The organism is Haloarcula sp. H-GB5, from assembly GCF_054850705.1.
Map to the genome: position 1 here is coordinate 35,292 of NZ_JBTWBG010000007.1, position 23,860 is coordinate 59,151.

Consider the following 23,860-nt stretch of genomic DNA (forward strand, 5'->3'; position numbering starts at 1 on the left):
CTGGTTGCTTACCGAGTGTGTGTAAGGACACCACTGTATCTCATGTGTCAGCGGGATTAGAATGGCATCACATACAGAGACAGATTCCGCGCGAATTAAAGACCGGCACGCAGCACTTGCTGATTCGTTGCTCCCGTCGGGGCCGCTCAAACACTTTGTCGGTGGCGAGTGGATTACTGGAAGCGGCGACAACACGTTTGAATCGATCAATCCGACCACGGGTGAAGCGCTCGTGCGGGTCTACGAGGGAACCAAAGAGAACATTGACCGGGCGGTCAACGCTGCTTGGGAGGCTTACGAACAGCGGTGGGCAGGGGCCACGCCGGCGGAGCGACAGCAGGTACTACATATGCTGGCCGACCGACTCGAGGCGCGTGCAGAGGACTTTGCACGTCTCGAGGTTCTAGACAACGGAAAGCCGATTACAGAGGCCCGTGAAGATATCGAACTCGCCGTCGATCATCTCCGATATTTCGCCGGCGCTGCCCGAAATATCGAAGGCAAAACCGTCCCGAACGGTGAGTTGCACGTTCAGACACGCCGAGAACCGTACGGTGTCGTTGGACAGATCGTGCCGTGGAACTTCCCGCTGTTACTGGCCATCTGGAAACTCGCGCCGGCACTTGCCGCCGGCAATACGGTTGTACTTAAACCAGCCGAGCAGACCCCTGCCTCCCTGCTGACGTACATGCGCGAAGTCGATGACATATTACCCGATGGCGTGGTCAACGTTGTCACGGGGTCCGGCCCGGCGACCGGTGCGCCCCTGGTATCTCACGAACGGGTCCCGAAGGTAGCCTTCACCGGATCGACCGAAGTGGGACAAGGCGTGATGAAAGCCGCCGCGAACACGATTAGTGATATCACACTCGAACTGGGCGGCAAGAGTCCGCTCATCGTCGCACCAGACGCAGCCCCGACTGACGCAGCGGAGATAGCTGTCGATGCGATGTTCTTCAACAGTGGCGAGTGCTGTAGTGCTGGGACTCGGCTGTTCGTCCATGAAAGCAGCGCGGACGAGTTCGTTGACGCGTTTCTCGATGCCATCGGACAGCTCCGGATGGGTGACCCGCTCAACGAGGCCACCGATATCGGTCCACAGGTCAGCCGTACGGAAGTCGAGAAGACACTCCATTACATCGGCCTGGCAAGAGATTCCGATGCGGACATTCTTCGGGGCGGCGGAACCGCTGAAGAGGGAATCCTAGCCGAGGGGTGTTTCGTCGAACCGACCGTCATCGCTGACATCGATGCCGACAACACAGTCGCGACACAGGAGATTTTCGGACCCGTCGAGGTTCTGCTCGAATGGGACGACTACGACGAGATGGTCGCACGCGCGAACAACGTCGATTATGGCCTGGCTGCCGGTGTGGTGACTGATGACCTTTCCTTTGCTCACCGCATCGCAGCGGACATCAAGGCCGGCAACATCTGGGTCAACACGTTCAATCGTCTGCCTGCCGGCCAGCCATTCGGTGGCTACAAACAATCTGGCATCGGCCGAGAAGGTGCGATGGAGACACTCTGGGAGTACACCCAGACGAAATCGATAACGATGGATCTGGGCGAAAATCAGTAGCCGCTGAGGTTGAATTCGCCCATCTGCGTGTAGGTCGTAATACCCGAGGCGTGTGGAACTTCGTCAGTTGGGGCCTCCATCAGAAGCCAGAAGAGGACTTCCTCATCTTGGATCGGTTCGTCGTCGACGTACTGCGCGGGGTGGTAGAAGCCAAGTTCTGCCTGCACGTCGTCGATAACGCGCAACGCCTCCCCGATTTCATCCTCTTTAGGCTGGACAACCACGACTTCCTTCAGGTTATCCAGCGGGATGTCAATAGTCTCCGGTCCGTCTGGGTTCGTAAACCGGAGTAAGTGCTCTTCACTTACATCGTTACTGTCGAGGTAGAACTCGCTTTCGGGGATCTGCCACTCATTGCCGTCGAAGAGTTTCGTTTCGACACCGTCTGTGGTTCCGGGCGTCGGTTTGGTCAACCAGTTTTCTAGATAGTACTGCGCCGGGCCGTCGTTTTCGCGCTCCCGGTACTCGTAGAACTCGTTAACGTAGCCAGGGCCATGCCGTTGGAACACCGGCATGAAGACGCCGTCCTCGTAGAACTGGTAGTTGATGTAGTAGTTGTATGGTGCGAAGCGGTGGCCGGAGTGGAAGTCACGAGCGTTCTGGACGGCTCCAGTGTGATAGTGGGTGCGAATGTTGAATCCACCCGGACGGCTCTGCGTCGAGGGATACTCGGTCTTTCCGAGGATTCCGGGGCCCCCAAGGCTGAGGCTGTGGATGTCCCAGTAGAGGAGTTCACCGCTGATGGTCGGTTCATTGTCCGGGAACATCCACTCACGGGTATTTCGACCGTTGCGCTTGGGCATGTCATAACAGGTTGAGGTACTGAACGGCGCGGTCAACGAGAAAACCGGCTTGCCGTTAAAGTCCGCGCTCACCTCCGCACCTACCGTCCGAGGTCCGCTCCAGTTGATCGACCAGCCGTTCTGTTCGAACTCGTTCGGCGGCTCTTCGATGCGGTGGTAACCGTTGGGGGCCGTAATCTGTGGCCGTTGCATCATCGGCGGTTCCGGAACTTCGCCCAACACAGATTCGCCTACGGTCCCGGTGTTCTGGGCTATCCTGTATGCCGGGTGCTCAGCGAAGTCGTTTACTATGTGAACGTCAAGCAACTCGGCTTCCTCGCCAGTTACGTCCATGAAGCCGCTGACAACCTTGAGCTCACCCTCGTCCATCACGAAGTACGCAAGGTTGGAGACTTCACCGTGGGCGTAGTCGCCGTAGCTGGTGATTATTTCGGCGGCCTTGACCATCGGGTACCACTCCTTCCCTTCGAGATGTTGCCAGATTTCCTCTTTCTCCAGCATCTTCTCGTGGCGCGACCGCTGGGTCTCGTCCCAGTCGCCTCTGGTCCAGGTCACATCGGTCGGTTCGTTGATTTTCAGGGCGACAAGTTCGTCGGTTACCCGATGGACGAGTCCGTAAGCAACCTGTCGGTTCTTTGCAGTTACCTCAAACGGCGTGTCGTCGGGACCCCCGTTGACGGTCATCCCCGTGGTTCCTTGCACGCTAACGGCATCTAGCCGGTTGGTCAAGGGATCGTACGCCTCGAAGGACGCGACCCAGTCGCTGGCAACGTCGTTGACCCGTGGGTCGGAGACGAGCGCCTCGACAGCCTGGCGCTTCCGGTATGCCCACAAGTCCTCGAACCCGAAGTCACTCACGTCGCGGGGACCGATTCGCCGCGCGGACCTGATCCGATCATCTGGTTCAGGCGGCTTGGAGGGTTCATCATCGGTATCGTCCGTGGTCTGGCTTGATACCGATGCCTCCGTGGGCGTGCCGTCGTTACCGTCATCGCTCAAGCTACACCCAGCGAGTGAGACACCCGTTACGACACTCATCGCGGAAATAAATTTCCGGCGGCTCGCCTGTCTAATTTTATCATGGAGTTCTTCGCCTGTCATAGTCTAGCACATTATGGTATTAGCTGTCACTTATATATTGGGGTGATACTAATACCTCCGCTCTCATGCTAGTGTTGACCAGACAGACAGGATCTTACGGCTCTTTTTGCCGCCAGTATCCCTAATCTTGGCATGCGGCCTCAGTTTCAGAGGGTGATCTCGCTACTCGGGCGAAGATACGACTGTCTGAAACTAGATTTTGTCGACAAGTACGCTACATAGTGGCAAAAATCTCGAAAAATCAAGTTCACACTCTAATACAGAGGGCCAATATCTTCTCAGAGTATAATTCACTTACCATAACCTATATTGGGATACTCTCGTTTGTGCACACTGTTGACAATGACAGGTCCATACAACCGACGAACACTGCTTCGGACCGTGGGGATCACAGTTGCTGGTACTATTGCCGGTTGTAGGGGCGATAGCTCGACGAGTAGCAACACGGACGAAGCCAGTGATGATACAGCGTCGCCGGAGCCAACATCCGCCGATACGCACGCTGAGTCGAACGATGCTCCGTCCATCGATGAGTTCCTCTCTCAGACTGACAACTACGACGGGATCACCGATGAGACTGGCACCGGGTCCGTCACGGTCGACGTCGGTGTCGAGGCAAATGGAGCGTACTACGGCTTCAACCCAGCAGCAATCCGTATCGACTCCGGCACGACGGTCACATGGGAGTGGACCGGTCAGGGTGGCGTGCACAACGTCGAGACACGGCACGGTGCCGACTTTGAGAGCGAGCAGAAGTCGTCGACTGGCGAAACGTACACACAGACCCTCGAGGAACCCGAGATGGTCCTATACGTTTGTGTTCCCCACGAAGGAGTCGGAATGAAAGGCGCCATCGTCGTCGAGTAGACCCTACTCTCCCTGAGGGCGACCCAAGGACGTCGACACTGGCGCTTCAGACCGTGACGGGGCCATTCCAGTGAATGAGTTGTTCGCCCGAAACAACTACTCGGTAAGCGTGCAAATTCAGCGGAATCAGAATATCAGAACATACCTATATTTATATTGACTGCTTAGGTCTGGCGGAGGTTCACCTATGGACCGATTTACCGACGAGACAGCGCTCATCACCGGAGGCGGATCAGGAATTGGACGTGCAAAGCCGAGCGCCTCGCCAGCGAAGGTGCGAACGTCGTGGTCTCTGATATCGACGACGATAGAGGGGAGGACGTGGTCGCATCCATCGAGGCCGACGGTACAGATGGTATCTGGGCAGAGTGTCCCATGTGCGGAGACGTCGTTGCGCCGGAGTAGTCCTGATGTTCGTCCTGCGTATCCTCCTGATTGTGATACCTAATAGCATGGCGATTTTAGATATCTGAGTTGGCTAGTCTACTCGCCGGAGATGATGTCGTTCGCTTCGTCACGGGTTCGCTTTGCAGCCTCTTGTGTGTAGCCTTCGTGTGTTGTCTCGATAGACTTGTGCCGCAGTATGTCTTGAGCCAGCTGTGGATTCTCGCGATAGATTTCTCGCCCGAGGCCACGGCGAACCCCCGTGTGGTTTCAGCGGTTCCTCGAAGTCATACTTAGACCACTCACAGAGATCGGCAGGGATGTTACGGGCTGACTGGGTTGTGATCGATGGCGTCGGGTCCATAGCTTTGGCCGCGTTATCGAGTCTGGGGAACACTGCCTCATCCTCGTCAGGCTCTCGGAGTTGCTTCTAGCGCCGGAGTGGGCGAAGTGCATCGTCAAGGATCGGCGCAGACTCACGAGTGCGATTCTTTCCGAGCACCTGCATCGTGCCAGCATCGAGGTTAACGTGACGCCACCGCAGGCCGCTCCGTTCCTCATCGTCAGAGACGGCGACGAGTTCCGCACTAGGGGCTCGGAGTAGGCGAGCAAGAAGACGAGTGCGGCGAGACTCAGGTGTCGGAGCCACGGAAGAATGGTAGCGAGGACACAGTCAAGTATTCGTCCAGCTGCTCAATACAGTAAAAACAAATATGCTATGATTCGCTTTGAACTACCTGATAGAGGTCTGCAACAACGGTTGAACCGTTGTGGGCATCTACATAGCTCTGAATAGTCGCCAGCCCATGCTTGCGCTCTTCTGCAGTGCTGCGCTCATCTTTAATGGTAAATGCGGTCTCAAGAACCCCTCTCAGTTCAGACTTGAACTCAGGCTGTTTCGTTGTAAACTGAATCGGAGGTAGCTCTACAGTGACCAGATCTGGCTCCGGTATGGATATAGACACATAATCTGCCGTCCCGATTGTAAAACCAGTTTCACGGCCGGTTGCAACGACATCATACAATAAGACAAGTTCTCGGAGAGACGGATACAGTTCATGCGTCGTCCGATCCAGTTCAATCAGTAGGACAATGTCGTCAGGATTCGAAACATCTGACCAATCGTAACTAACCGCAGTGCAATTACAGTGTATCATGTGGGCGGATCGGGCATTGGATCGGAGGGTGTGGCTGGTCGCCTATATTTACCGAAGGTCAATTTCAGTTGATATTCACGTTTCGTTGGCCAGCAAGCGTCAAACTGCTATTAAATTATGTCAGACTGCCAATTTCCCAAATCAATAATAGCATCAATTATCTCAGGGTATTGCTCCTGTTTGAATTTAATTCGTGCATCAAGCGATGTCCGTCTAATACGCTGCCGGTCATCGTCCTTGGGAGCTAATCCAGCGGAATCAGCCAACTCGATGGCGATGAGTGAAAAGTCATCGAATCCGTCCTCCATCTGCCATCCAAGATCGTTGTCGATAGTCGCATATTGGTCGGCGGCGAGGGAATAAGATTCTTGATAGTTGTCAAAACCAGCCACGAGTCGGAAGTCACCGATAATCTCGTGGCTCAATCCAATCTCAGCGGGATCGTTATAAAGAGCATCTCTGGCATCGGCCATGATAGCAACTCCTTGTTCACAGTGACGCCGGCATCGGTCGTCACACTCAGCTAACCGGAAACAGAGGCTACCAAGAAGGAATTCTCTCACTGCCTGTGCAAAAAATAATTTATTTGCAGTCGACGCATCCGGTTGGCGATTTTCATCGGGCAACCGAAGCGACTCTGCCATTCCAATCCGCGCCGCTGCCACATAAAAAGAGCCAGCTGTTTCAAGCGCGTCTAATTCTCGGGATTGACGTGCGACTCGGCTGTACTCTCCATAGGCTGAAGACAACTGACTACTAACATTGTCGCTATCGTCTTCCGTTTTATCAATACCAGTCATGTGCGGTGGATAGAACCTCCATGGTCATCTGAGTGAATAGGCGTATCTAGATCTCCTCTTGGACCGAGGAACTCGCTGTTATTAGTGCCAATGGCACTGAGTATTGTCGCGACGTGGAACGGCCGTTGCTAGAACGCAGTATCGTCGACAGCAATCCCGTCGAAGCGGTCGATCTGTTTCTGGAACGACTGTCGGCAGTCCTCGATATATTCCGGGTCTGGATCGGGTTCGCTCCGTGTCTGGTGGAGATATTCGAGTTCGATGGTCAGATACTCGTATTCGGAGGCGTCGTGGCCGTCCCACCATGAGGAAAAATGGAGGTCCCTGACGAGGAGGTTCTCTTCGTCGTCCCAGCCGCGAACAAGTATATGCTTGTCCTCGTCAAGAGTTTCAAGATTAAGCACAGCACTGGAGACGGTATCGCCGATTTCGTCTGGTGTGTCAGTCGGCTCTGCACTCAGCCTGAGCCGGATCGAATACAGAGAGCTGTGATGGCGCCCCTTCATCGGTAACAATGTGTAGTGAACGTCGCAAAACTCGTATGGGGCGACATCCTCGCTCTTTTTCTCTAACATTTCCGGATGTTTGAATTCTGCCCGGTACCCGTCAGATATCCCTTCGAACCGCACAATATATGTTTCTTCATTGAGGAGCTCGCGCATATTTCATTAATCAACTCGATTGATATTAAATAGTCTGGTTAAATACTACGTTAGACAGCATTCCGGAAATAGCGATACTGAGCGTGTTCCTTATGGCGTCACACGACGTGAATCTACGAGCGTGATTTTGCTCTGTTCTGAATTTTTTGATGCCCAATGGGGGGTCCGTCGGTGCATCCTGCCCTGTCTCAACTTCGATATCACCGTCTTATTGTTGCTTAGGTAGTCCTTGCCGCCGTTGTCGAGACCATCGTACCGATTGAGTGCTGTCGCCAGTTCGCCACTGTCGACCTCGCCGCTGTCGTAGGCCCGCGCAAACCGCCGATGGGTGGCGGCGTCGTCCATACGCAACAGCAGTCGGCGGCGTCTTGATCGGTCTCAGCGAGATCGTTCAGCGCCCGACGGCTTTTCAGGCCGGTGTTCTCGAAAAGGTCGGCAGCTTTCAGCTCTGAGTCCTGCGAGCCTGAGTTTACCCGGTAAAAGTAGTTTTTCTTCCGTCCATTGAATTCCTCAAACAGCTATCCACCCAATTGGGAGAGGGGCCTCCTCACTTTGATTTGATAGAAATTAGCACAGGTCTGCGAGACGATGGCTGAAATTGCCGGCGTTATAGCTGAAGATGATACTGATGATCGGCAGACGGTTCTTGACCCGGCCTGTGGGAGCGGTCGGACACTACTGGTTGTCGGCCGGAACCGCGTGCCAATCGACTCAAATACCGGCCGTGATGACTTCGCCGGTTTCAGGATCAAGTTCAGCGATTATATTGGGCTCGTCACCTGTCGAGTGGAGCTTACTGAACACCCTGTTGGAAACCCGCCAGAGATCTGTATGAATGTAGACGTTGTCGTGTGAATCAGTCACTTGACCGACTGTCCAATCTACTTCCCCAGTCGGCTTAACAGCCAATAGATTGCGCCCCGACTCATACTCGTAACTTGGGTTCGGCGTCCCCTCTGAATCCGGGTCAAGGATAATGAGAGCGGAGTTTGAAACTGGCAAACAACACTCGATGGCCTTGTGGAAACGTTGCTCAGTCTCTGTGCCGACAATCTGACCACGGTAGTCTACTTGAAGATCAAGCTGGGGCAATTCAGTAATGTATCCGAGGGCAGGGTCTGGTGAGCGACCTGACTTCAACAATGAGGTCCGCTTACAGGTAAGTCCAGGGTCGTACGCAATCTGGATTGTAACGTAGCAGTCCGTTGGGTCCCAGTCTGAGGATAGAGCTGCCGACTCGTCAGAGAATTGATGGAAGCCGATGTATCCTTGGATACTATCCCCGTCAAAAAATCTAATCGCCTTCAAGTCAGCATCTGCTCGACCACGAAACTCGTGCATGGATATGGTCGGGTTGAGTTGCGATTCAATGCCTTGTCGCTCGTCAGTTACCGTCAGCGTAACACGAAACCAAGCCCCTTCATACTGACCGCGTGTCGGCAATACCTCTTTGGCAAGAACAAGGCACTGTGCGCCACCAGTAAGGTCTAGATAGCCCTCGTCCTCTTCCTTCTCCGCAGTCATGGTGCCTGCCAACTCTGTCTGTATCATCCGGTTTGGCGTGACGAACGGCGACGTACTAAATTGTCAGTTGGAGAACCACTCTCGAAAGTTTCCAAGCATGATTTTTCGTTCAAAAGTTCGCGCATGTATACTACTCCGCTGAGGGGGACCCAGCCGGGACCCGAAGGAGGTCTTTCAGATAGTCTGGTTGGGGAAGCGAGATCCGCTCATCGAGACTGTACTCTCGGATAGCGTCAGGCAGGTACTCGCTCTCAATATCGATTTCGAGCCCGTAGTCTCGCGCCACAAGCACGTACACAGATGCTGAGAGTGAAAGCAGTTCCCGCCAGCGTGGCATATCTTCGACATGCTCCCTGTGGTGCTTGAGTATCCGTTCGATACCGTTGGTAACTCGGTCCGAGTCACGCTCGATGAGTCCGATCTGGACATCCCGTGTGCCACGCCAGTGGTCACCTGGGTCATCCAGCACCTGCTCAAATTCGTTGCGAGCGTGCTTGGCGTCCGCTGGTTCGTCAGCCAGCAGCGCTGCCAGAAAGCTCCCACACCAGTAGAATTCCTCTGGATCGGTGTAGCGATCGATAAACTCAAACGAGTGCATTTGAGCAGCCAGCGTCGCAATCAACCGCTCGTCACCAGCTAACACGGCCCCGAAGATTCCCCACATTGCTCGCGAACCTCCGGTACCCAGTGTTGACTTGGAAATCTCGTCAGTCCGTGTCTCTATCTGGTGGATGAACGAGCGGTTCGCCAGTGCAAGGCGGGCCGCCCACTCGCGCGCTTCGGTCACGTTCCCCAGCAGCAACTCGCAGGACACGATCTCTCTCGCCTCGTGAGAGAGGGCCCTCAGTGCTGTGGTGTAGGGCTTTCCGTGCTCCCGGTTGTTGTCTATCGCCCAGTATGAGTTCTCAACGTCGCTCTTTTTTTCATCACTTCGGTCCCGGAGTTTGTTCTGTGTTACCATTGGTTAGCTCCCACCACCATCACCAAGCTTCAGGTAACGGACCTGCGTGAACAGTTCATTCATGTATGTATTCGGATCTTGCGGGAACTTAGCGCTATCCGTCGATACCGTGTCGCCACCACGGTTGTCGGCCGAATTGCTCGGTGGTGCGCTGACGACGTGAGCCAGACATGTCGTCGAGTTTCGCACGCATCTGCTCGGCCGGGACGTCGGCGTCGGGGCGAACGTCCCGGTCGCTCAGTATTTGTTACGAGTGAGCTGAAAGGACACTGCTGTCACAGAAGCTTCACCTGAATGTACTGGTCGATTCCGTCTTGATCATCCATTTCGGCCAGTTTGTCCAGTATCCCCTCGATAGTTGTCATCAAGTCATCGGAGAAATCCGCCGAATGGGCGGTCTGTGCCAGGCTCACCAGCAGTTCGAACTTGCTGGTCTCGATATCCAGCGCCAGCGTCTTCGAGACGACCGTCTCGCTCTCAGGGTCGTCCAGCCAGACGAACGCTGGTGGAATCGACCCCTCGATGAGCGCCGAAAGCCGCTCGTCGTCCGGGTCGACACCGTCCGGTAGCTCGCCCAGCACGTTGCCGTCGTCGATGAGCCGCCGGACGAACGAATCATCCTCGACACGACGGAGGTTGTCCGACTCGTCCCGATACACCCGCTCCAGTGTCAGCGCCTCGTTGGTGAACTCCGGGGCGATATCGTCTTTGGCGATGACTGCATCGGTCCCGTACTCGCCCGCGTCAAGGGCGGTAAACGGGTCCGCGAAACCGCTATCAGTTTCAGTGTCTCCACGCTGTAAGTCTCGCCGCTCCGAGTCAGTGAACTCGGAGTTCTCCCAGGGACCGTCTGCAGTCATCGCGAAGACGTGTCCACTGTCGAGTTCCGCGTACCGCCACGGCTTTCCATCGTACAATGCGTCGAAGCCGCCTAGCTCCGAGAGTAACGACTCGGAGTAAACGGCCAGTTGTGGTACTTGATCTATGTAGTCAGCGAACGGCATACCCGTCGGTGCGATGTCAGTGTACGTGTTCGACGTGCATAGCGGAACGTACTCCGCATCGTAGGCAGCAGCCAGTTCACAGGCGAGGTGTATAACCACATCGACGAACTCCGCGTAGGCATCCCCGTCAGACCACTTTCGTGACGGAAGAACTTCCCCTAGAGAGGCACATAATACCCGCTCATATGGCTCATGGTCCGCTGAGATATCGAACTTGAAGCTTATATCCTCTGCGCCGTACTTCCCAGCGAAACTGGGCCACTCTTCGCTGCCCGATTGCCTCGTTCTGGACACGTCGATCCCGACACGCTCCGCGGCGTCGAGACCAGTTTGAATTATATCTTCTTCTTTATCTGATGTATGGACGGTCAAGAGGCTACTTACCATGTTTAGAGATCACTGTAGCTAGTTACTTCAACGGTCACGTCTTTCTCGATCCCTAGTTCGTTAGAGAGCGTGTTTTCGATGTCGCTTTCGAGAGCATCACCCAGGATTTCACGTGAGGAGCCGCTACCGCCGATCCGATTGGCTTCGACATTTATATAATCTTGATCCATCATCACGATGATTTCGTCTTCCCCTGCAACGGCGTGCGTTCGTAGTTTCTTTTGTAGTTTGGTCCACTCGATTTCTCGAACAAACTTGTCATTACTTGGAGCCAAGTTCTTTGATTCGATTGCCGGACCGTCAAGGGTCTGGCCGTTCACTTCAACATCAGTATTCGAGTCTATATCAACGTCACTACCCGAACTGCTGACGTCCTTGAATTTCCTGTTACGCTCGACTAGGCTAGCAATGCGTGCTGTATGCTCTTTTTCGATATCGGCTGAGGTAATCTCTTGTTCGAATTCGATATCACCGTTACCCGCATCGATGCCGTCCCGGTCATCAAGGGCTTTGCCTACATACCCTTCGCCCGCTGGGCCTTTGAATCCGGATTCTTGACGTGAGGCACTTTTGACGACATCATCGAGGTCATCGAAGCCGTCACGACTTTCCAACTCGTCAAGCACACCCTGAAGCTCGCGGGCATCAGTGATTGGGCCCTCAGATACTTGTGACGAAACCTTATATGCCTCAACGAGGTTGCCCGCATCACTGTTGTCCAGTCCTAAGTCATCGACTAAGGAGTCAGCGTCGTTGATGAGCCTCACACCGTCTGCACCCTCTCTATCAATCAGATCGGTCGCCGCGTCCTGTGCATTGCGGTCAAGGTCGCTGATGGCCTCCCGAGCCGCCCCGACGTTGACATCGTCCCTGTCGATGTCGACGACTGCGGCCTGGAACTCATTTTCGACATCGTCAGGCAGACAGCCGTCACCACTCTGGATGAGGGCTGTCGACGGTCCTGCAACCGAGTGATACCGATCAGACCGGAGCCCTCCGGCGCTGCCGAGGGATAGCGACCGCCGTCCACACGCTCCAAAGACAGCGTCGAACGTATCTGAGTCCGACCGGGCCGCGAATTCAACCGCGTCGCTCCCGGTACGGTCAACTACCTCTTTGAAGTCAGCTTGGCTATCGGCATCTAATTCGTGGTACCGCCCCAACGCTTCGCCGACATCCTGTTTCGAAACGTCGGGGTTCTCGCGATACGCCCGGACCAGTGCCCGCTGTGACCCCGGCGTATCGTCCATGTCGATGAACGTCTCTAGAGCCTGCTGGTTGCCCGAGTTGTGCAAGTCTAGCATCAGTTGGCGACCGTCGTCGCCAGTCCGGCGCATGGTGCGACTGACTCGTTCGGTTCGTGATAGGCCCGAAGTGCGCTCTGGCAGCGATTCGATTACCCGTGTCCACCGTGGTGAATTCAGCCGCTGTGCGTGGCGGACTCGCTCGGGTATCACCACCCGTCCGAGTGCTCGCCGCGCTCCTGTTGGTCCGATATCAGAGCCTTTCGAAATAGTCGAGGCCATCTTGACTGATCGATGGAATGTCCAGCCTCTCGCTGCCCTTCCAGCATCACCAAGTGTATCAGTTACCTTTCGCAATTTTGCGGCTTTCGAGACCGTTGAGCCACCACCGGTTGCAAGGCCAATAGTGAGCTCAGAGCCAGCGATGCCAGTGCCGTATCCCACTAACCAGCTCTGACCATAGAGCTTGTAATTCTCTGTCTCGGTCTGCCGGTCGAACGGGTTCTGCCGGTCTTGAAGATTCCTGGCTGCAGAGGGGAGGGTTTCGGGCGCTCTCAGAGCCGCGTCAGGGAGTCGCTCAATATCCTTGAGCCCAGTGACAGCCGTCCATGGATGTGAGAGGAAGTATGACATATCAAGGGCTGATTGTCGGACACCCCAGACTCCCCCACTACGATATGCTATCTCCTCGATCACTTTATCTTCCGTAAACTCGCCAGTAGCTGGATTGTCAGCAACTGTCTCGGCTAACTCGGGAATTGCTCCCGGAGAAGTGTAGTCACTAGATCGACTGTTCCCGTTGCTATCAACTGCTGTCACAGCTACTGGCGTGGATTCAAACGACTGACCGAGTTCCTGAAAGGCAAACACTCCAGCTTTGTCAACAGGTGTTCGAACAGTGAATTCGACTCGTCTGTATGAAGTCGTTGTCTCGTTGTCGAACCGGATTGTCTCTCCGTCAACCTGACACGCCGACTGAGGGAGAGAGCTCAGACTCGAGCCTGCGCGGCGAGCAAGATACTGACAATCCGGTTCCACTACCAATTTGGAGACACCGCTCGGATCGTGCGCACGTAAGCGGACACTGTACCGGTATTTTGGAACGATAATGGACCCGGAAGTCCTTGAAGTAGTTACCTCGAAGTTGTCAAGGCTTACTGTTTTTGTAGTACCCTGTCGTCTCACGACCACTTTTGTCGTATCTTTTACACGTCTTGTCCGAATACTTTCGATCGTTACTGTTGGAGCACGGTGATCAAACAGAACTGGAGCCGTTCCATTCGTGAACTCGGCTTGGTCAGAGATGCCGTCGCCATCAGTGTCAGCACGGTCGGGGTCTGTCCCTCGAAGGTGCTCAACGTTGTCTGTAAGCCCATCACGATCGGTGTCAGACCGTAACGGATCAGATGTGACCGTTGTATTCGTGAGGTACGACCGATCCGGTGAAGGTCCATGGCCAGTTTCATTGAGCGTTGAAACGTCGATATCTGTTTCTTCTGCGATCGCTATTGCGAGAGCTTTTGAAGAATCGCTACCTGTTCCACGAGTGAGTGGATCTTGATATGAGGCAGCCTCACCGCGGTACAACGAACGGAGGTATGACCTAAGCAATCGTTTCGATGGATCGGGCCGAGAAACGTTCAAATATCCCTTTGACGCGTTTGCGCTCTGTGTCCGCTGAACTTCCCAGCCTGTGACTTCTTCGGCATCGGTCAGGTTGTCGCCGTCGGTGTCGATCTGCCTCGGATTAGAAACGTGGTTGTAATAGGAGGCAGTCTCGCCGCGATGCTTGACTTCGGCGTACTGGCCGATTTCTCGACTGTCTGAGAGCCCGTCGCCGTCGGTGTCAGTGGTCCCTGGATCTGTTGTGACGCGAGCCCCGTCAGGTCCACCCAGTATGAACCCCTCGCGTTCCATCTCGTCACTCAGGCCGTCGCCGTCGGTATCGTTGATCTTGGTCGTAGTGTTCGCAACACGCGAGAACACCGTCGGGAGCCCTTCTGCATCATCGACGAAGTTGACCTCACCACCGGTCTCGTTTGCGATGGCTGAGAGTTGGTCCCGCGTCGCACCGCCGAATCCGATCGGGTAGATTGTAATATTCTGTTCGGCCGCTTGCTTGGCTTCGGTCACACCATCGGAGTACTTTGATTTCCCGTCCGTCAGGAAGATTATAATCTTGCTGCGGTCCGGACTACTCTGTTCGGCAAAGTGTTCGTTCGCTGCGCTAATCGATGCGAAGTCCGTCCCGCCGTTACCACCCTCGTAATCGACATCCCGTATCGAGCGGTTGACCGCTGTGTGGTTACTCGTCAGCGGCTGTTTGACACGACCAAAGTTGTCAAATTCAATGACCGCCGCACGGTCGGTCTCTAACAGACTGCCCGTGAACCGCTGTGCAGCATCCTTCGCCAGTCGGTCAGGGTCTTCGCCTTTCATCGACCCGGACGCGTCCAACAGCATGACGACATCGACGGGCTGGACACCATCGTCGTCCGTTTGTCGCACTGGCTCGGTTGCGTTGTACGTCGCCGCCCAGTTGCTGATGTCAAAGACCGAGAACGTAGAGAAGTGGCTTGTTTCTGCAGTTGCTGTGTTGTTAGCAGCGTCGACAGTGGAGTTCAGCGGGACGAAAATCCCCGCCTCAGGATCGTACGTGAACACGGCGAGGTCCTGACTCTCATTTTGAGCCCCGTCTCGTTGTACGCAGTGTAACGTTAGATCATCTACCGGCGGCTGTAGAAGCGGTTCCAGAACACACGATACGTTCTCACCTCGCTGGCTGGCTCAGTTGAGGTGTCAACTGTCTACCCCTTTTGAAGAGATAGCAGCAACCTACTCACCGCCGATGATATCGTTCGCTTCGTCACGCGTTCGCTTTGCAGCCTCCTGAGCGTACCCTTCGTGGGTCGTCTCGATGGACTTGTGTCGGAGTACGTCTTGAGCCAGTTGCGGGTTCTCGCGATAGATTTCCCGTCCAAGCCCCCGGCGAGCGCCGTGTGGCTTCAGCGGTTCCTCAAACTCGTAATCGGACCACTCACAGAGGTCAGCGAGGATGTTTCGGGCAGACTGGGTTGTGATCGACGGTGTTGGGTCCATTGGTTTCGCCGCGTTATCGAGTCTGGGGAACACGGCTTCATTCTCGTCGGGTTCTCGCAGTTGCTTCCAGCGTCGAAGTGGGCGAAGCGCATCGTCGAGGATCGGCGCAGACTCGCGGGTTCGATTCTTGCCGAACACCTGCATCGTGCCAGCATCAAGATTGACGTGTCGCCACCGCAGGCCGTTCCGTTCTTCATCATCAGAGACAGCGACGAGTTCTGCGCTGCGGGCTCCGGAGTACGCGAGTAGAAAGATGAGCGCTTGGTCCCGGTAGGCTGCTTCCCGATCAACGTCGTCGTGTTCACCGGCTTCGTCGACGCGAGCAGTGGCAGTCGCGCAAATTGCTTCGCGGTCGCGTGTGGTCCAGTATTGCTGGTCAGTTTCGGTCTCGTCGGTCGGAAGCGGGCCTTCGGCGTGGTTGGTCTTGGCTGGGTTCGCCGGAATCAGGCCCTCGTAGACGGCCCAGGTGAGAAACGAGCGGACGTATGCGAAGTACCGCCGTGCTGTTTCCGGCGAGATATTGTCCCGGTCGTCGGCTCTGGCTAGCTCACGAGCGTACTGCCTGCAGAGATCATCGTCAATGTCCTTTGGGTTGGTGATGGCGTGATGGTCCCGTGCCCACGCGGCGAACTTTCGCAGGACGCTCGCGACGTTTGTTCGGTAGCGTCCGGAGTCGATATCGACCAGTCGCTTTTCGATGGCTGTTTCGAGGGCGTCATCCCCGGGAGTAGCGTCGTACTCAGGCGGAAGCCGATCCATGTTTCCCATACAGCGGCGGTGCTGGTCAAATTGGTGGTGCTTACTGGGCAAGAAAGACGGACATACTCGCTGGACGAACAGTCCTGCTTAGCTTGGGGGGTTGAGGCGTTGAGTGGATCGCCGCGCTTGTCTCATCAAATATAAAACCCAGTGGTGATCTGCACTTGCGCGTGACCCAGAGTTGACCTATATAGTTCTGAGGGAGAAAGTCCAACTGCAGTATGTCCCCCAACCGACATCGGTCCTCCAACGAGAGAACACGCCGTCAGGTGCTTTCCATGGGCGGTACAGCAGTCGTAACGTCACTGTCCGCGCTGACCTCTGGGTGTTTGTCCAGCCTTCCACCTTTGGGAGATGCTCGGTCATATGGTCGCGTCGACGTCCCCTCTGCAGGAGATCCAACATACCGAACATGGCTTCCCGCACCGGAGAGCCTCGATCCACCAGCAGATCAGTACTCGTTTAGCGCCATGCAACCAGCCAGCCCCCGACCCGACGCCCAGGAGACGTTTATTTCAGCACAAGCGAGACAAAAGTGTCATGTAGACTACTTCGGAATCGGATTCAAGAATTACGATCGAATCATTGATTCCGCTTTCGGAACCGTGATTGAGGCAGCGTTTGACCGAAAGAGCGTTATACAAACTGTCATCGACAGCGGCTACGAGCGCGCCGGTGAGTATCGAGACTACAGGGTGTTTGACCGGATGGATATCCCACGCCGTGTTGCTATCGGCGACGGTGCCATCGTCTGGACGAGCAGACAGAGACACGAGAGACCACATATAGAGGCACTTATCGACGCTAATGCGGGTAAACGACCTCGATACCACGAGGAAAATCCCGGACTCAATCAGCTTACGACGGCGGCCGGTGGGAATCCGTTTCTTGGGATTGCCACAGATAGCCGCGACCCGACAGATGAAAAGGCCATGGTCGCAGATGCGTACAGATTCGACGCCAATACAGCCTATCACGTAATCCACTACCAGTATAAATCAGACTTCGTACCGACGGAGCGGGAGCTCAAGGGGGCACTTGAGGAAAGAACACTGTTCACTGAGAATCCCACGACAATCGATGTCCAGATAGACGAGAACCTTGCGACACTCGAAGCGAAAAGCCCGCTCGATTCGACAGCAGAGCTTGCCCCTGAATATGAGCTTCCGCAAGTAACGTGGAGCGGGACGCATGACCCAGATACAGAGACTGTTAGCTTCCGTCACGAGGCAGGGGAGTCTGTTCCTGCGAGCAGGCTCTACTATGATGTTAACGGTTCGGACTCCGGTGAAGTAGAAAAACGGCCGCTGTGGAAGGATACAGAAACCGTTTCACCCGGCTCAGAAGTTGATATTGACCTAAGCAAACATCCTCGCGCGCAAGGGATTTCGCTTGTGTATTCCACGGGTGGGGTCCATTTTGTCATGCTCACCTACGTCGATTTGCATGGAGAGCACGATGACTGATGTCACTGTGCGGTCACTGGTCGGAGTTCGACAGTGCCTTTATTCTAAACTGACTGCACTTCGACTGCTGGATGCCTACACAACTTGGATGACATCTAACACAGAAACGAGCGATGTAGACCTCGCAACCGTTGTCGGACTGCTAGATGATGAACATATCCGTTCAATCCTGACTGCGACTAGCGAGACACCGCTGTCGGCTACCGAACTCGGTGAGAAGTGTGGTGTCTCCACATCGTCTATCTATCGGCGACTTGATCGGCTGACCGACGCTGGTCTCATAAGTGAGCAGACACGTCCACGTTCTGACGGCCACCACGAAACTGTATACGCCTCTCGACTTGATCGATTCGAGCTCACGATCCACAATGGCGAGCTCAACTGGGGCATCACTCGCCGTAGTGACGACATTTCGGACCAGCTAACACGTATGTGGGGAAAATTCTGATGTCTATTGTTGGACTTGGCTCTCCAATCGCTCTGGTTACTGGCATCGTGGCGGCGGCCACAGCGCTACTTGGATTGTACATCGGCTATCAGGCGTATCGTGGGCTCCAGCGTAACGAGGAACGGTCGATGCGCTGGCTCTCAACCGGCATGATATTGCTCTTTGGGCTAGCGTACACGCTTGCTGTTGTTGGTCAGGGACTGCTTGCCTTCCGTATTTTTCCGATCCGCTTCCAGAATATTATCCGTTTACTTGTCAGAGTCGTCCAGCTCAGTGGGTTGCTGTGTATTGCCTACTCCCTGCGGATTGCGACGAGACAGTAACCTGATCATCTCATTTCTGTCCATTAACATCAACAGCCGAACGAATCGTCACCCATCTTGTTCTGTTGAAATCCTAGTCTTGACTATTTTCTCAATGAAACAGCCGTCGGATCGGTGTGCGCGTACGCGAACCTGTGTAGCTAAAGTAGCACAAGGAGTTCTCCATACTGTGGTTGGCTGGCAATTACCTTGCGGTACAACCGAAGAATGAGGTAGCACCATCTGTTTCTACGAATGTATGCCAGTCGAACTTGACGCTGATCTGGAAACGGTCGCTGAAGAATCGCCGTTGGTCAACGCCGTCACGAACGATGTCACCGTCAACGACGTGGCACAGACTATCCTTCACTGGGGTGGCCTGCCAGTGATGTCGGACGACGAGCGAGAGGTCGGGGACATGGTTGCTGGTGCTCAGGCCTGCTTGCTGAACATGGGTACTGTCAGCGAGACAGGCGAGGCGACAATGCTTGAAGCCGGCGAGTCTGCCAACGATCATGGCGTCCCGGTTGTCGTCGATCCTGTCGGTGTCGGTGCGACGCCGACACGGAACCGAGTCGCTGAGCGTCTCGTCACAGAACTCGATGCCGCGGTAGTCAAGGGCAACTACGGCGAGATCACAGCCTTAGTCGGCGATGAGGCTGAGGTCCGGGGCGTTGAGTCCATCGGCGAATACTCCGATATCGCGACGACGGCCGTCGCCGTTGCACAAACGTTCAACACTGTTGTCGTCGCCTCCGGCGAGACAGACATCGTCGCGACTGAGGACGTCGCCTACGAAGTCAGCGCCGGCCACTCCAAGATGGGAACTATCGTCGGCACAGGGTGTATGCTCGGAGCGACAGTCGCAACGTTTGCAGGGGCTATTGACGACACCGCACACGCCGCACTGGCCGGAACCGCCGCATTCAGTTTGGCTGGGGAAGCCGCCGCAAACGGCGACTTCGGTACGGTCCATGGACCAGCGAGTTTCAATGTCTCATTCAAAGACGCCATCGCTGGTCTCACCGGCGTCGACACTGACGACGCTAGGAGCCGAATCAAGGAAGTTCTCTCGACTACTGAGGCATGAGTATGGGTTCGCTTGTCACTCCTGGGTTCGTGGTATCAGCCCTTCGTAGGCGGCCCAGGTGTGGAAGATTGGACGTACGGAAGTGCCGACGCGCTATCTCCGCCGAGGTATCGCCTTGATCGGCAGCCTGGGACAGTTCATGGGCGTACTGCCCAGAGATCGTCGACGACCGCCTCGGTCAGTGATGCCATGCTGAACCCATGCCAACGCGGCGAACTTCCGTAGCACGCTGGCGACGCTTGTCCGGTAGCGTCCGGAGTCGATGTCGACCAGCCGTTTCTCGATTGCTGCTTCAGGGGTGTCATCCTCGGGAGTAGCGTCGTACTCAGGCGGAAGCCGATCCATGCTCCCATACAGCGGCGGTCCGGGTTAAACTGGTGGTGCTTACTGCTGTAATACAAACCTAATTCCAAAACACGAATATCACCGTTTCAGTGGCTCTGTAGCGCTTCGATTGGATAAGACGATATCTATAAATCATATAATGATATATCAAATTTATATATTGGGAAGTTGAGACTACAGCGGGTTTAGCGAGGCTGTGATGCGTGTATTTGGACGAATCGCCGAGCGAAAACCGATCCAGATTAGCTCTCATTCACTGATTCCTGTTGTACTTCTAACTATATTGCCGAATTTCGAAGACTCTCAAGAGTGTAGCCACTCAGATACCGCGTTACCCCCTGATTGAGTCCTTCTCTACCCGATTCCGGTTTCCTTCTTCACCAACGTTAGCGTGTTATCTGCCGTCACAATCGGTTGATGCTCGTACTCTCCGGTCAACTCCACCTGCACGAGTAGATCCACCGCACGCCAAATCGAGTACAGGAGACACGCAAACGCGAAATAAAAGAATCGCAGCCCGAAATCTTTCGACGTAGTGGCAGCCATGAATCGCTTGATCGATTTGTATCCACTCTCGATTTCCCAGCGATACCCATACTCGGTGAGATAGGCACTGCTGGTATTTGTCATGAACACCGAGTACTGCCGGTGATCGTCGTGTTCAGCATCTTCTTTCCGTCGGTAGATCAGCGTCGTCTCGTGCCACTCGTTCTTCCCGAGGTGGAGATTTCGGTCGGTCTCGTACCGATCCTGACCTCGGTGAAGTAATCGCTTTGCCTGGGCTTTCTCGCTGGTCTGCATTCGTTTTGGGACGACGTACGACAGCCCTCGCTGGCTGAGCATCTCCAGAATGTGCTGGCTGTCGAACTCACGATCCATCAACACGTTATCAATGTGGACCAACTCCTCAGCAGAGTTGAGCAGATCCTCGACGATTTCTTTCCGACTCTCGCCCTTCCGAACTGGTCGCGCATCCAGTACGATAGGGACAGCGTTCCCGACCAGTTGGACTGTCGCCCACTGGTAGGCGTACTGGTCGGTCTTTTCTTTTGTCCCAATAATCTCGTCTTCATGCCCGGTTCTGTCGCCTGTGAATGGGTCCGCCTCAGTGATATCGATAGCGATGATCCCAGCCCGGAAGAACTCCTCCGTCTCTGCGACTTCATCCAGTAATCGATTCATAGCCTGCCGGTACATCTCCCGGATCTGTTCAATCGACAAGTCGCGGATGTGCTCGCGATGGGCGTGACCTAGCGGTGTCCGGTCACGGGTTGATTCGTAGACGAAACTGCGGGCTCCTTCGTTAGCAGCCAACCGTTCCCGAAGTCCGAGATACGTTTGTAAGTCCCAGTAGGCGTTCTCATGGATCTCACAGCCCTCGTCACGATTCAGTGAAAAAGATGGGAAGACGATACGGCTGATGTGGTTCGTGACCGATGCCGCTTCGTTGAGGATGGTTTGATCGTCTGGGTTTGATTTGTCCGCTTCGTCGTCCTCTGACGGGAAGGTCCGTTCTGGTTCGCGTGGAACGGCAACACCCGCATTCTGGGCTTTGATCAGAACCGTCCGCGCAGTTGCCTCAATTGTCTCGCGAAGCTCTGCAGTGAACCGTTCGTTCCATGTACGCCATAGCGTCGACTGGTCCGGGACCGTCTCCAAGCCCAACTGCTCACAGAGTTCAGGATGGTGGGTGAGGTACGTAACGAGTGCTGTCTCATGAGTCCAGCCGTGAATTTCTTTGAGCAGAAACAGTCGGAACAATTGCGCCATCTCGTATCGGGTTGCTCCAGAATACCGGTCGTGTGGCCGAAACTGGACATACGCTACTGGGTAGTGAGACACGAACTCGTCGACGGAATCGTGGGCCTCGTGGTCGAACCATGTGGAGGAAACTGCCCGGATGTCTTCCTCTAGGGCGGCGAGAGAACTCTGGTCGTAGAGTGGCGTCGAATCATATGCTGGCCATTCAACAATTGATTGCTGGGCGACTCGTCGAAAGACAGTGCGTTGAGAATCACAACTCGCAACCACTGCAAAATGCTGGTCACGATACGCCCAAAAATTCGTCTAACTGGTAATAGAGAAAACATATATGCCGCTCAATGTCGTCAAGTAGTATGAGTGGCAGTAGTCAGTACAGTATGTACATTTTTCAGATGCGGAAGGATTTGACGTACTGAAGAAGCGTTGGTTAGTATGAGATTGGTACTTTTACTAAGTGGAGTGCTCCGCGATGAGGCGAGAATTGAAATGCTAGTACTCCTCCTCATAGTGGGCACTCTCCTCATAGGAGTCCCGACAGTTGGGATGTATCGGGAAGCGAACCAGCACGACAACCACCCGTCCGCGTGGACTGTTGGAATGTTCCTGTTGGCCCTCGGTATTCCCGTATTCGGGCCGATTCTCCTCTGGCTACTGTACACAGGTATTGAGGTCAAAAGGTAACAGTCCACACCCATCAATACGCACCCAGATTGAACGGTTAATTCAGCCAAGATCATCACAGTGGGACAAAATGATAAATGAATGACTATTGGGTGTAGACCATCACACAGTACGACTAATCATAAGTTCGAGACCTCCTTCCTGCTCTTGCCAAACATGAAATATCTTGAGGTAACTGATTTCGCTCGAAAACGTGATCGAAGCTGTGTACGGAATATACGTTAACTCGTCGCATGAATCACAATCTTGTCCTGACTGCCCCTGACTATTTATTTCAATGTGTACTTCACCAGCACTCTCACCGCTACTCGATGTATAAACAATTGTATTAATATTATTACATGCGGAAGTAGCAGGTGTAATTCCCTGTATTGTCACCTCAGTCTGGTCAACGATCTCCACAGAGGCCTGATTTTCTCCGCTACATGACCCCTGACGGGGTTGGATTGATGAATCCACGACCCGTAAGTCGTCGTCTCCGAGACAACCTGAAATACCAGTTACACCAATTGTTGCAGCGAGTGACATAAAAGTGCGTCTTGAGTGAATCATGATTAAAATTGTGCGTAGGGGTACAGTGAATCCATTAAGTACCCCTTCGGTTAATAATTACTCATACCATAGAAACGGTTCAGCCGTTGTCGTAATAATAAAAGAGAGTCAACCTTTTGATCAGGATCACCTATACTAACTGGATACTCGTCAGCAATCCATTGTTGGCTATCCTCATCAACTTGTTCTCCGCGGACTGGAAAGCTATCTCGAAATGTTCCAGTAGAAACCTTTTTAAATCCGAACTTATCTAGCTGGTCATCTGTGAGTTTAGAAGGCCGTTTCAGTGCAGATGGTTCCGAATCCTCCGATCCTTCTTCATTTACCTTTAGAGAATATTGCTGGTCGTTCTTCGATTGTGAAGGAAGGCTAAGACGGGATCCAGCACCAGTATTCCCAATTGATGAAGCCGTTGCCTTGGTTTTATTGAATGAGACGCGGAAACCATTCAGAACTGAGGAACCGACCCAGTCATCTATCTGCATTCTAGCGGTCTCGTTCGGTGGATGTTCAGCCGTCCATGCGATTTGGTGTGCCACGTCTGATTTCTCAGTGTTATATCTCCACAAGAATTCGATCCGTTCCCTAGATCGGGCATAATAACTGGAGACTGCATCAAACAAGTCTGCGATCATAAGAGCTGCCGAGACTACTTTTGTGGCGGTACTCTTGACGAGACTCACCGCCGCCTCAAAAAGTGCCCGAAGGAACTTCTTCGTCTTTGTGCTGGCTCCGTTTGGTTTTGGATATGCAGCATTTCGCTTATCATCACGAGTAGTAAATATTTCCGTTGCAGTATCAAGGTCATCTAATACAGCGAGATGGGTCAGGATTCGGGCCTTCTTTTCACGGTACTTATTTGTGAGGGTAGAGGAAGC

21 protein-coding genes and 3 pseudogenes are annotated in these 23,860 nt (G+C 54.2%); 10 read left to right on the forward strand and 14 right to left on the reverse strand.

Translation table 11 applies throughout. The features are described from left to right. The first annotated feature begins 61 nt into the window (after positions 1-61). The gene (locus ACYJ11_RS19670; RefSeq protein ID WP_461649120.1) at positions 62-1,582 is read left to right on the forward strand and encodes an aldehyde dehydrogenase family protein; all 1,521 of its coding nucleotides are present in this window, start codon (positions 62-64) and stop codon (positions 1,580-1,582) included. On the opposite strand, the gene ACYJ11_RS19675 is transcribed toward ACYJ11_RS19670, so the two are convergent. Further along, entirely contained in the window at positions 1,576-3,423 is a 1,848-nt protein-coding gene (locus tag ACYJ11_RS19675) for a hypothetical protein (RefSeq protein WP_461649121.1), read from the reverse strand. The genes ACYJ11_RS19670 and ACYJ11_RS19675 overlap by 7 nt on opposite strands. 405 nt (positions 3,424-3,828) lie before the next feature. Between ACYJ11_RS19675 and ACYJ11_RS19680 the strand changes: the two genes are divergently transcribed. Further along, complete coding sequence (locus ACYJ11_RS19680) at positions 3,829-4,353, forward strand: halocyanin domain-containing protein (protein WP_461649122.1); 525 nt, start codon at positions 3,829-3,831, stop codon at positions 4,351-4,353. Positions 4,354-4,674: 321 nt separating this feature from the next. Next, positions 4,675-4,758, forward strand: a complete 84-nt coding sequence (locus ACYJ11_RS19685; protein WP_461649137.1) for a DUF7837 family putative zinc-binding protein — start codon at positions 4,675-4,677, stop codon at positions 4,756-4,758. Between the two features lie 78 nt (positions 4,759-4,836). On the opposite strand, the pseudogene ACYJ11_RS19690 reads toward ACYJ11_RS19685, so the two are convergent. The 5 genes and pseudogenes from ACYJ11_RS19690 to ACYJ11_RS19710 form a co-directional block, all read right to left on the reverse strand. Further along, positions 4,837-5,361: pseudogene (locus ACYJ11_RS19690) on the reverse strand (tyrosine-type recombinase/integrase); the annotation flags it as partial. 92 nt (positions 5,362-5,453) lie between these two features. Next, positions 5,454-5,762, reverse strand: a complete 309-nt coding sequence (locus ACYJ11_RS19695) for a hypothetical protein (protein WP_461649123.1) — start codon at positions 5,760-5,762, stop codon at positions 5,454-5,456. Positions 5,763-6,004: 242 nt separating this feature from the next. After that, positions 6,005-6,694, reverse strand: a complete 690-nt coding sequence (locus tag ACYJ11_RS19700) for a hypothetical protein (protein ID WP_461649124.1) — start codon at positions 6,692-6,694, stop codon at positions 6,005-6,007. A gap of 128 nt (positions 6,695-6,822) precedes the next feature. Beyond that, positions 6,823-7,200: a hypothetical protein gene (locus ACYJ11_RS19705; protein WP_461649125.1), complete on the reverse strand. Its 378-nt coding sequence runs from the start codon at positions 7,198-7,200 to the stop codon at positions 6,823-6,825. A gap of 246 nt (positions 7,201-7,446) precedes the next feature. Further along, the gene (locus ACYJ11_RS19710; RefSeq protein ID WP_461649126.1) at positions 7,447-7,701 is read right to left on the reverse strand and encodes a hypothetical protein; all 255 of its coding nucleotides are present in this window, start codon (positions 7,699-7,701) and stop codon (positions 7,447-7,449) included. Positions 7,702-7,932: 231 nt separating this feature from the next. On the opposite strand from ACYJ11_RS19710, the pseudogene ACYJ11_RS19715 reads away from it, so the two are divergent. Beyond that, positions 7,933-8,055 (forward strand): annotated as a pseudogene (locus ACYJ11_RS19715) (N-6 DNA methylase); the annotation flags it as partial. A gap of 12 nt (positions 8,056-8,067) precedes the next feature. On the opposite strand, the gene ACYJ11_RS19720 reads toward ACYJ11_RS19715, so the two are convergent. From ACYJ11_RS19720 to ACYJ11_RS19735, 4 genes are all read right to left on the reverse strand, one after another. Next, positions 8,068-8,907, reverse strand: a complete 840-nt coding sequence (locus ACYJ11_RS19720) for a hypothetical protein (protein ID WP_461649127.1) — start codon at positions 8,905-8,907, stop codon at positions 8,068-8,070. A gap of 103 nt (positions 8,908-9,010) precedes the next feature. After that, positions 9,011-9,841, reverse strand: coding sequence for an Imm49 family immunity protein (locus ACYJ11_RS19725; RefSeq protein WP_461649128.1), 831 nt, complete (start codon positions 9,839-9,841; stop codon positions 9,011-9,013). Positions 9,842-10,116: 275 nt separating this feature from the next. Then, positions 10,117-10,944: a hypothetical protein gene (locus ACYJ11_RS19730; protein WP_461649129.1), complete on the reverse strand. Its 828-nt coding sequence runs from the start codon at positions 10,942-10,944 to the stop codon at positions 10,117-10,119. Positions 10,945-11,234: 290 nt separating this feature from the next. Then, a complete protein-coding gene (locus tag ACYJ11_RS19735; protein WP_461649138.1) occupies positions 11,235-14,939 on the reverse strand; it encodes a vWA domain-containing protein in 3,705 nt (1,234 codons plus the stop codon). On the opposite strand from ACYJ11_RS19735, the gene ACYJ11_RS19740 reads away from it, so the two are divergent. Beyond that, positions 14,938-15,153 carry a hypothetical protein gene (locus ACYJ11_RS19740; RefSeq protein ID WP_461649139.1) on the forward strand — a complete coding sequence of 72 codons (216 nt, stop codon included), beginning with the start codon at positions 14,938-14,940 and terminating at the stop codon, positions 15,151-15,153. The two genes, ACYJ11_RS19735 and ACYJ11_RS19740, sit on opposite strands and share 2 nt — an antisense overlap. 158 nt (positions 15,154-15,311) lie before the next feature. Here ACYJ11_RS19740 and ACYJ11_RS19745 read toward each other — a convergent pair whose 3' ends face one another. After that, positions 15,312-16,334, reverse strand: a complete 1,023-nt coding sequence (locus ACYJ11_RS19745; RefSeq protein WP_461649130.1) for a tyrosine-type recombinase/integrase — start codon at positions 16,332-16,334, stop codon at positions 15,312-15,314. Between the two features lie 470 nt (positions 16,335-16,804). On the opposite strand from ACYJ11_RS19745, the gene ACYJ11_RS19750 reads away from it, so the two are divergent. The 4 genes from ACYJ11_RS19750 to thiM all read left to right on the forward strand — a co-directional run bounded on the left by ACYJ11_RS19750 (position 16,805) and on the right by thiM (position 19,640). After that, the gene (locus tag ACYJ11_RS19750; RefSeq protein WP_461649131.1) at positions 16,805-17,800 is read left to right on the forward strand and encodes a hypothetical protein; all 996 of its coding nucleotides are present in this window, start codon (positions 16,805-16,807) and stop codon (positions 17,798-17,800) included. Positions 17,801-17,888: 88 nt separating this feature from the next. Then, positions 17,889-18,248: a helix-turn-helix domain-containing protein gene (locus ACYJ11_RS19755; RefSeq protein WP_461649132.1), complete on the forward strand. Its 360-nt coding sequence runs from the start codon at positions 17,889-17,891 to the stop codon at positions 18,246-18,248. Then, complete coding sequence (locus tag ACYJ11_RS19760; RefSeq protein WP_390182283.1) at positions 18,248-18,571, forward strand: DUF7521 family protein; 324 nt, start codon at positions 18,248-18,250, stop codon at positions 18,569-18,571. Before ACYJ11_RS19755 ends, ACYJ11_RS19760 begins: the two co-directional genes overlap by 1 nt. 238 nt (positions 18,572-18,809) lie before the next feature. Continuing rightward, a complete protein-coding gene (thiM, locus tag ACYJ11_RS19765; protein ID WP_461649133.1) occupies positions 18,810-19,640 on the forward strand; it encodes a hydroxyethylthiazole kinase in 831 nt (276 codons plus the stop codon). Positions 19,641-19,670: 30 nt separating this feature from the next. Here the strand turns inward: thiM and ACYJ11_RS19770 are convergent. Both ACYJ11_RS19770 and ACYJ11_RS19775 read right to left on the reverse strand, forming a co-directional pair. Next, positions 19,671-19,985: pseudogene (locus ACYJ11_RS19770) on the reverse strand (tyrosine-type recombinase/integrase); the annotation flags it as partial. 354 nt (positions 19,986-20,339) lie between these two features. Next, positions 20,340-22,016 (reverse strand): transposase, encoded by a 1,677-nt coding sequence (locus ACYJ11_RS19775; RefSeq protein ID WP_461649134.1) that lies wholly within the window; start codon positions 22,014-22,016, stop codon positions 20,340-20,342. A gap of 165 nt (positions 22,017-22,181) precedes the next feature. Here ACYJ11_RS19775 and ACYJ11_RS19780 point away from each other — a divergent pair, with 165 nt between their 5' ends. After that, entirely contained in the window at positions 22,182-22,430 is a 249-nt protein-coding gene (locus ACYJ11_RS19780) for a hypothetical protein (protein WP_461649135.1), read from the forward strand. 602 nt (positions 22,431-23,032) lie between these two features. On the opposite strand, the gene ACYJ11_RS19785 is transcribed toward ACYJ11_RS19780, so the two are convergent. Continuing rightward, a partial coding sequence (locus tag ACYJ11_RS19785; protein WP_461649136.1) for a hypothetical protein occupies positions 23,033-23,860 on the reverse strand: 828 nt, incomplete at its 5' end.

What these genes read in the sequence shown, in the direction of transcription:
- ACYJ11_RS19705 (WP_461649125.1), bottom strand. Translation starts at nt 7,200, where the DNA reads ATGAAGGGGCGCCATCACAGCTCTCTGTATTCGATCCGGCTCAGGCTG.
- ACYJ11_RS19755 (WP_461649132.1), top strand. Translation starts at nt 17,889, where the DNA reads ATGACATCTAACACAGAAACGAGCGATGTAGACCTCGCAACCGTTGTC.
- ACYJ11_RS19745 (WP_461649130.1), bottom strand. Translation starts at nt 16,334, where the DNA reads ATGGATCGGCTTCCGCCTGAGTACGACGCTACTCCCGGGGATGACGCC.
- ACYJ11_RS19700 (WP_461649124.1), bottom strand. Translation starts at nt 6,694, where the DNA reads ATGACTGGTATTGATAAAACGGAAGACGATAGCGACAATGTTAGTAGT.
- ACYJ11_RS19710 (WP_461649126.1), bottom strand. Translation starts at nt 7,701, where the DNA reads ATGGACGACGCCGCCACCCATCGGCGGTTTGCGCGGGCCTACGACAGC.
- ACYJ11_RS19670 (WP_461649120.1), top strand. Translation starts at nt 62, where the DNA reads ATGGCATCACATACAGAGACAGATTCCGCGCGAATTAAAGACCGGCAC.
- ACYJ11_RS19780 (WP_461649135.1), top strand. Translation starts at nt 22,182, where the DNA reads ATGAGATTGGTACTTTTACTAAGTGGAGTGCTCCGCGATGAGGCGAGA.
- ACYJ11_RS19760 (WP_390182283.1), top strand. Translation starts at nt 18,248, where the DNA reads ATGTCTATTGTTGGACTTGGCTCTCCAATCGCTCTGGTTACTGGCATC.
- ACYJ11_RS19725 (WP_461649128.1), bottom strand. Translation starts at nt 9,841, where the DNA reads ATGGTAACACAGAACAAACTCCGGGACCGAAGTGATGAAAAAAAGAGC.
- ACYJ11_RS19675 (WP_461649121.1), bottom strand. Translation starts at nt 3,423, where the DNA reads ATGAGTGTCGTAACGGGTGTCTCACTCGCTGGGTGTAGCTTGAGCGAT.
- ACYJ11_RS19750 (WP_461649131.1), top strand. Translation starts at nt 16,805, where the DNA reads ATGCAACCAGCCAGCCCCCGACCCGACGCCCAGGAGACGTTTATTTCA.
- ACYJ11_RS19735 (WP_461649138.1), bottom strand. Translation starts at nt 14,939, where the DNA reads ATGCTGTTGGACGCGTCCGGGTCGATGAAAGGCGAAGACCCTGACCGA.
- thiM (WP_461649133.1), top strand. Translation starts at nt 18,810, where the DNA reads ATGCCAGTCGAACTTGACGCTGATCTGGAAACGGTCGCTGAAGAATCG.
- ACYJ11_RS19680 (WP_461649122.1), top strand. Translation starts at nt 3,829, where the DNA reads ATGACAGGTCCATACAACCGACGAACACTGCTTCGGACCGTGGGGATC.
- ACYJ11_RS19720 (WP_461649127.1), bottom strand. Translation starts at nt 8,907, where the DNA reads ATGATACAGACAGAGTTGGCAGGCACCATGACTGCGGAGAAGGAAGAG.
- ACYJ11_RS19740 (WP_461649139.1), top strand. Translation starts at nt 14,938, where the DNA reads ATGACGACATCGACGGGCTGGACACCATCGTCGTCCGTTTGTCGCACT.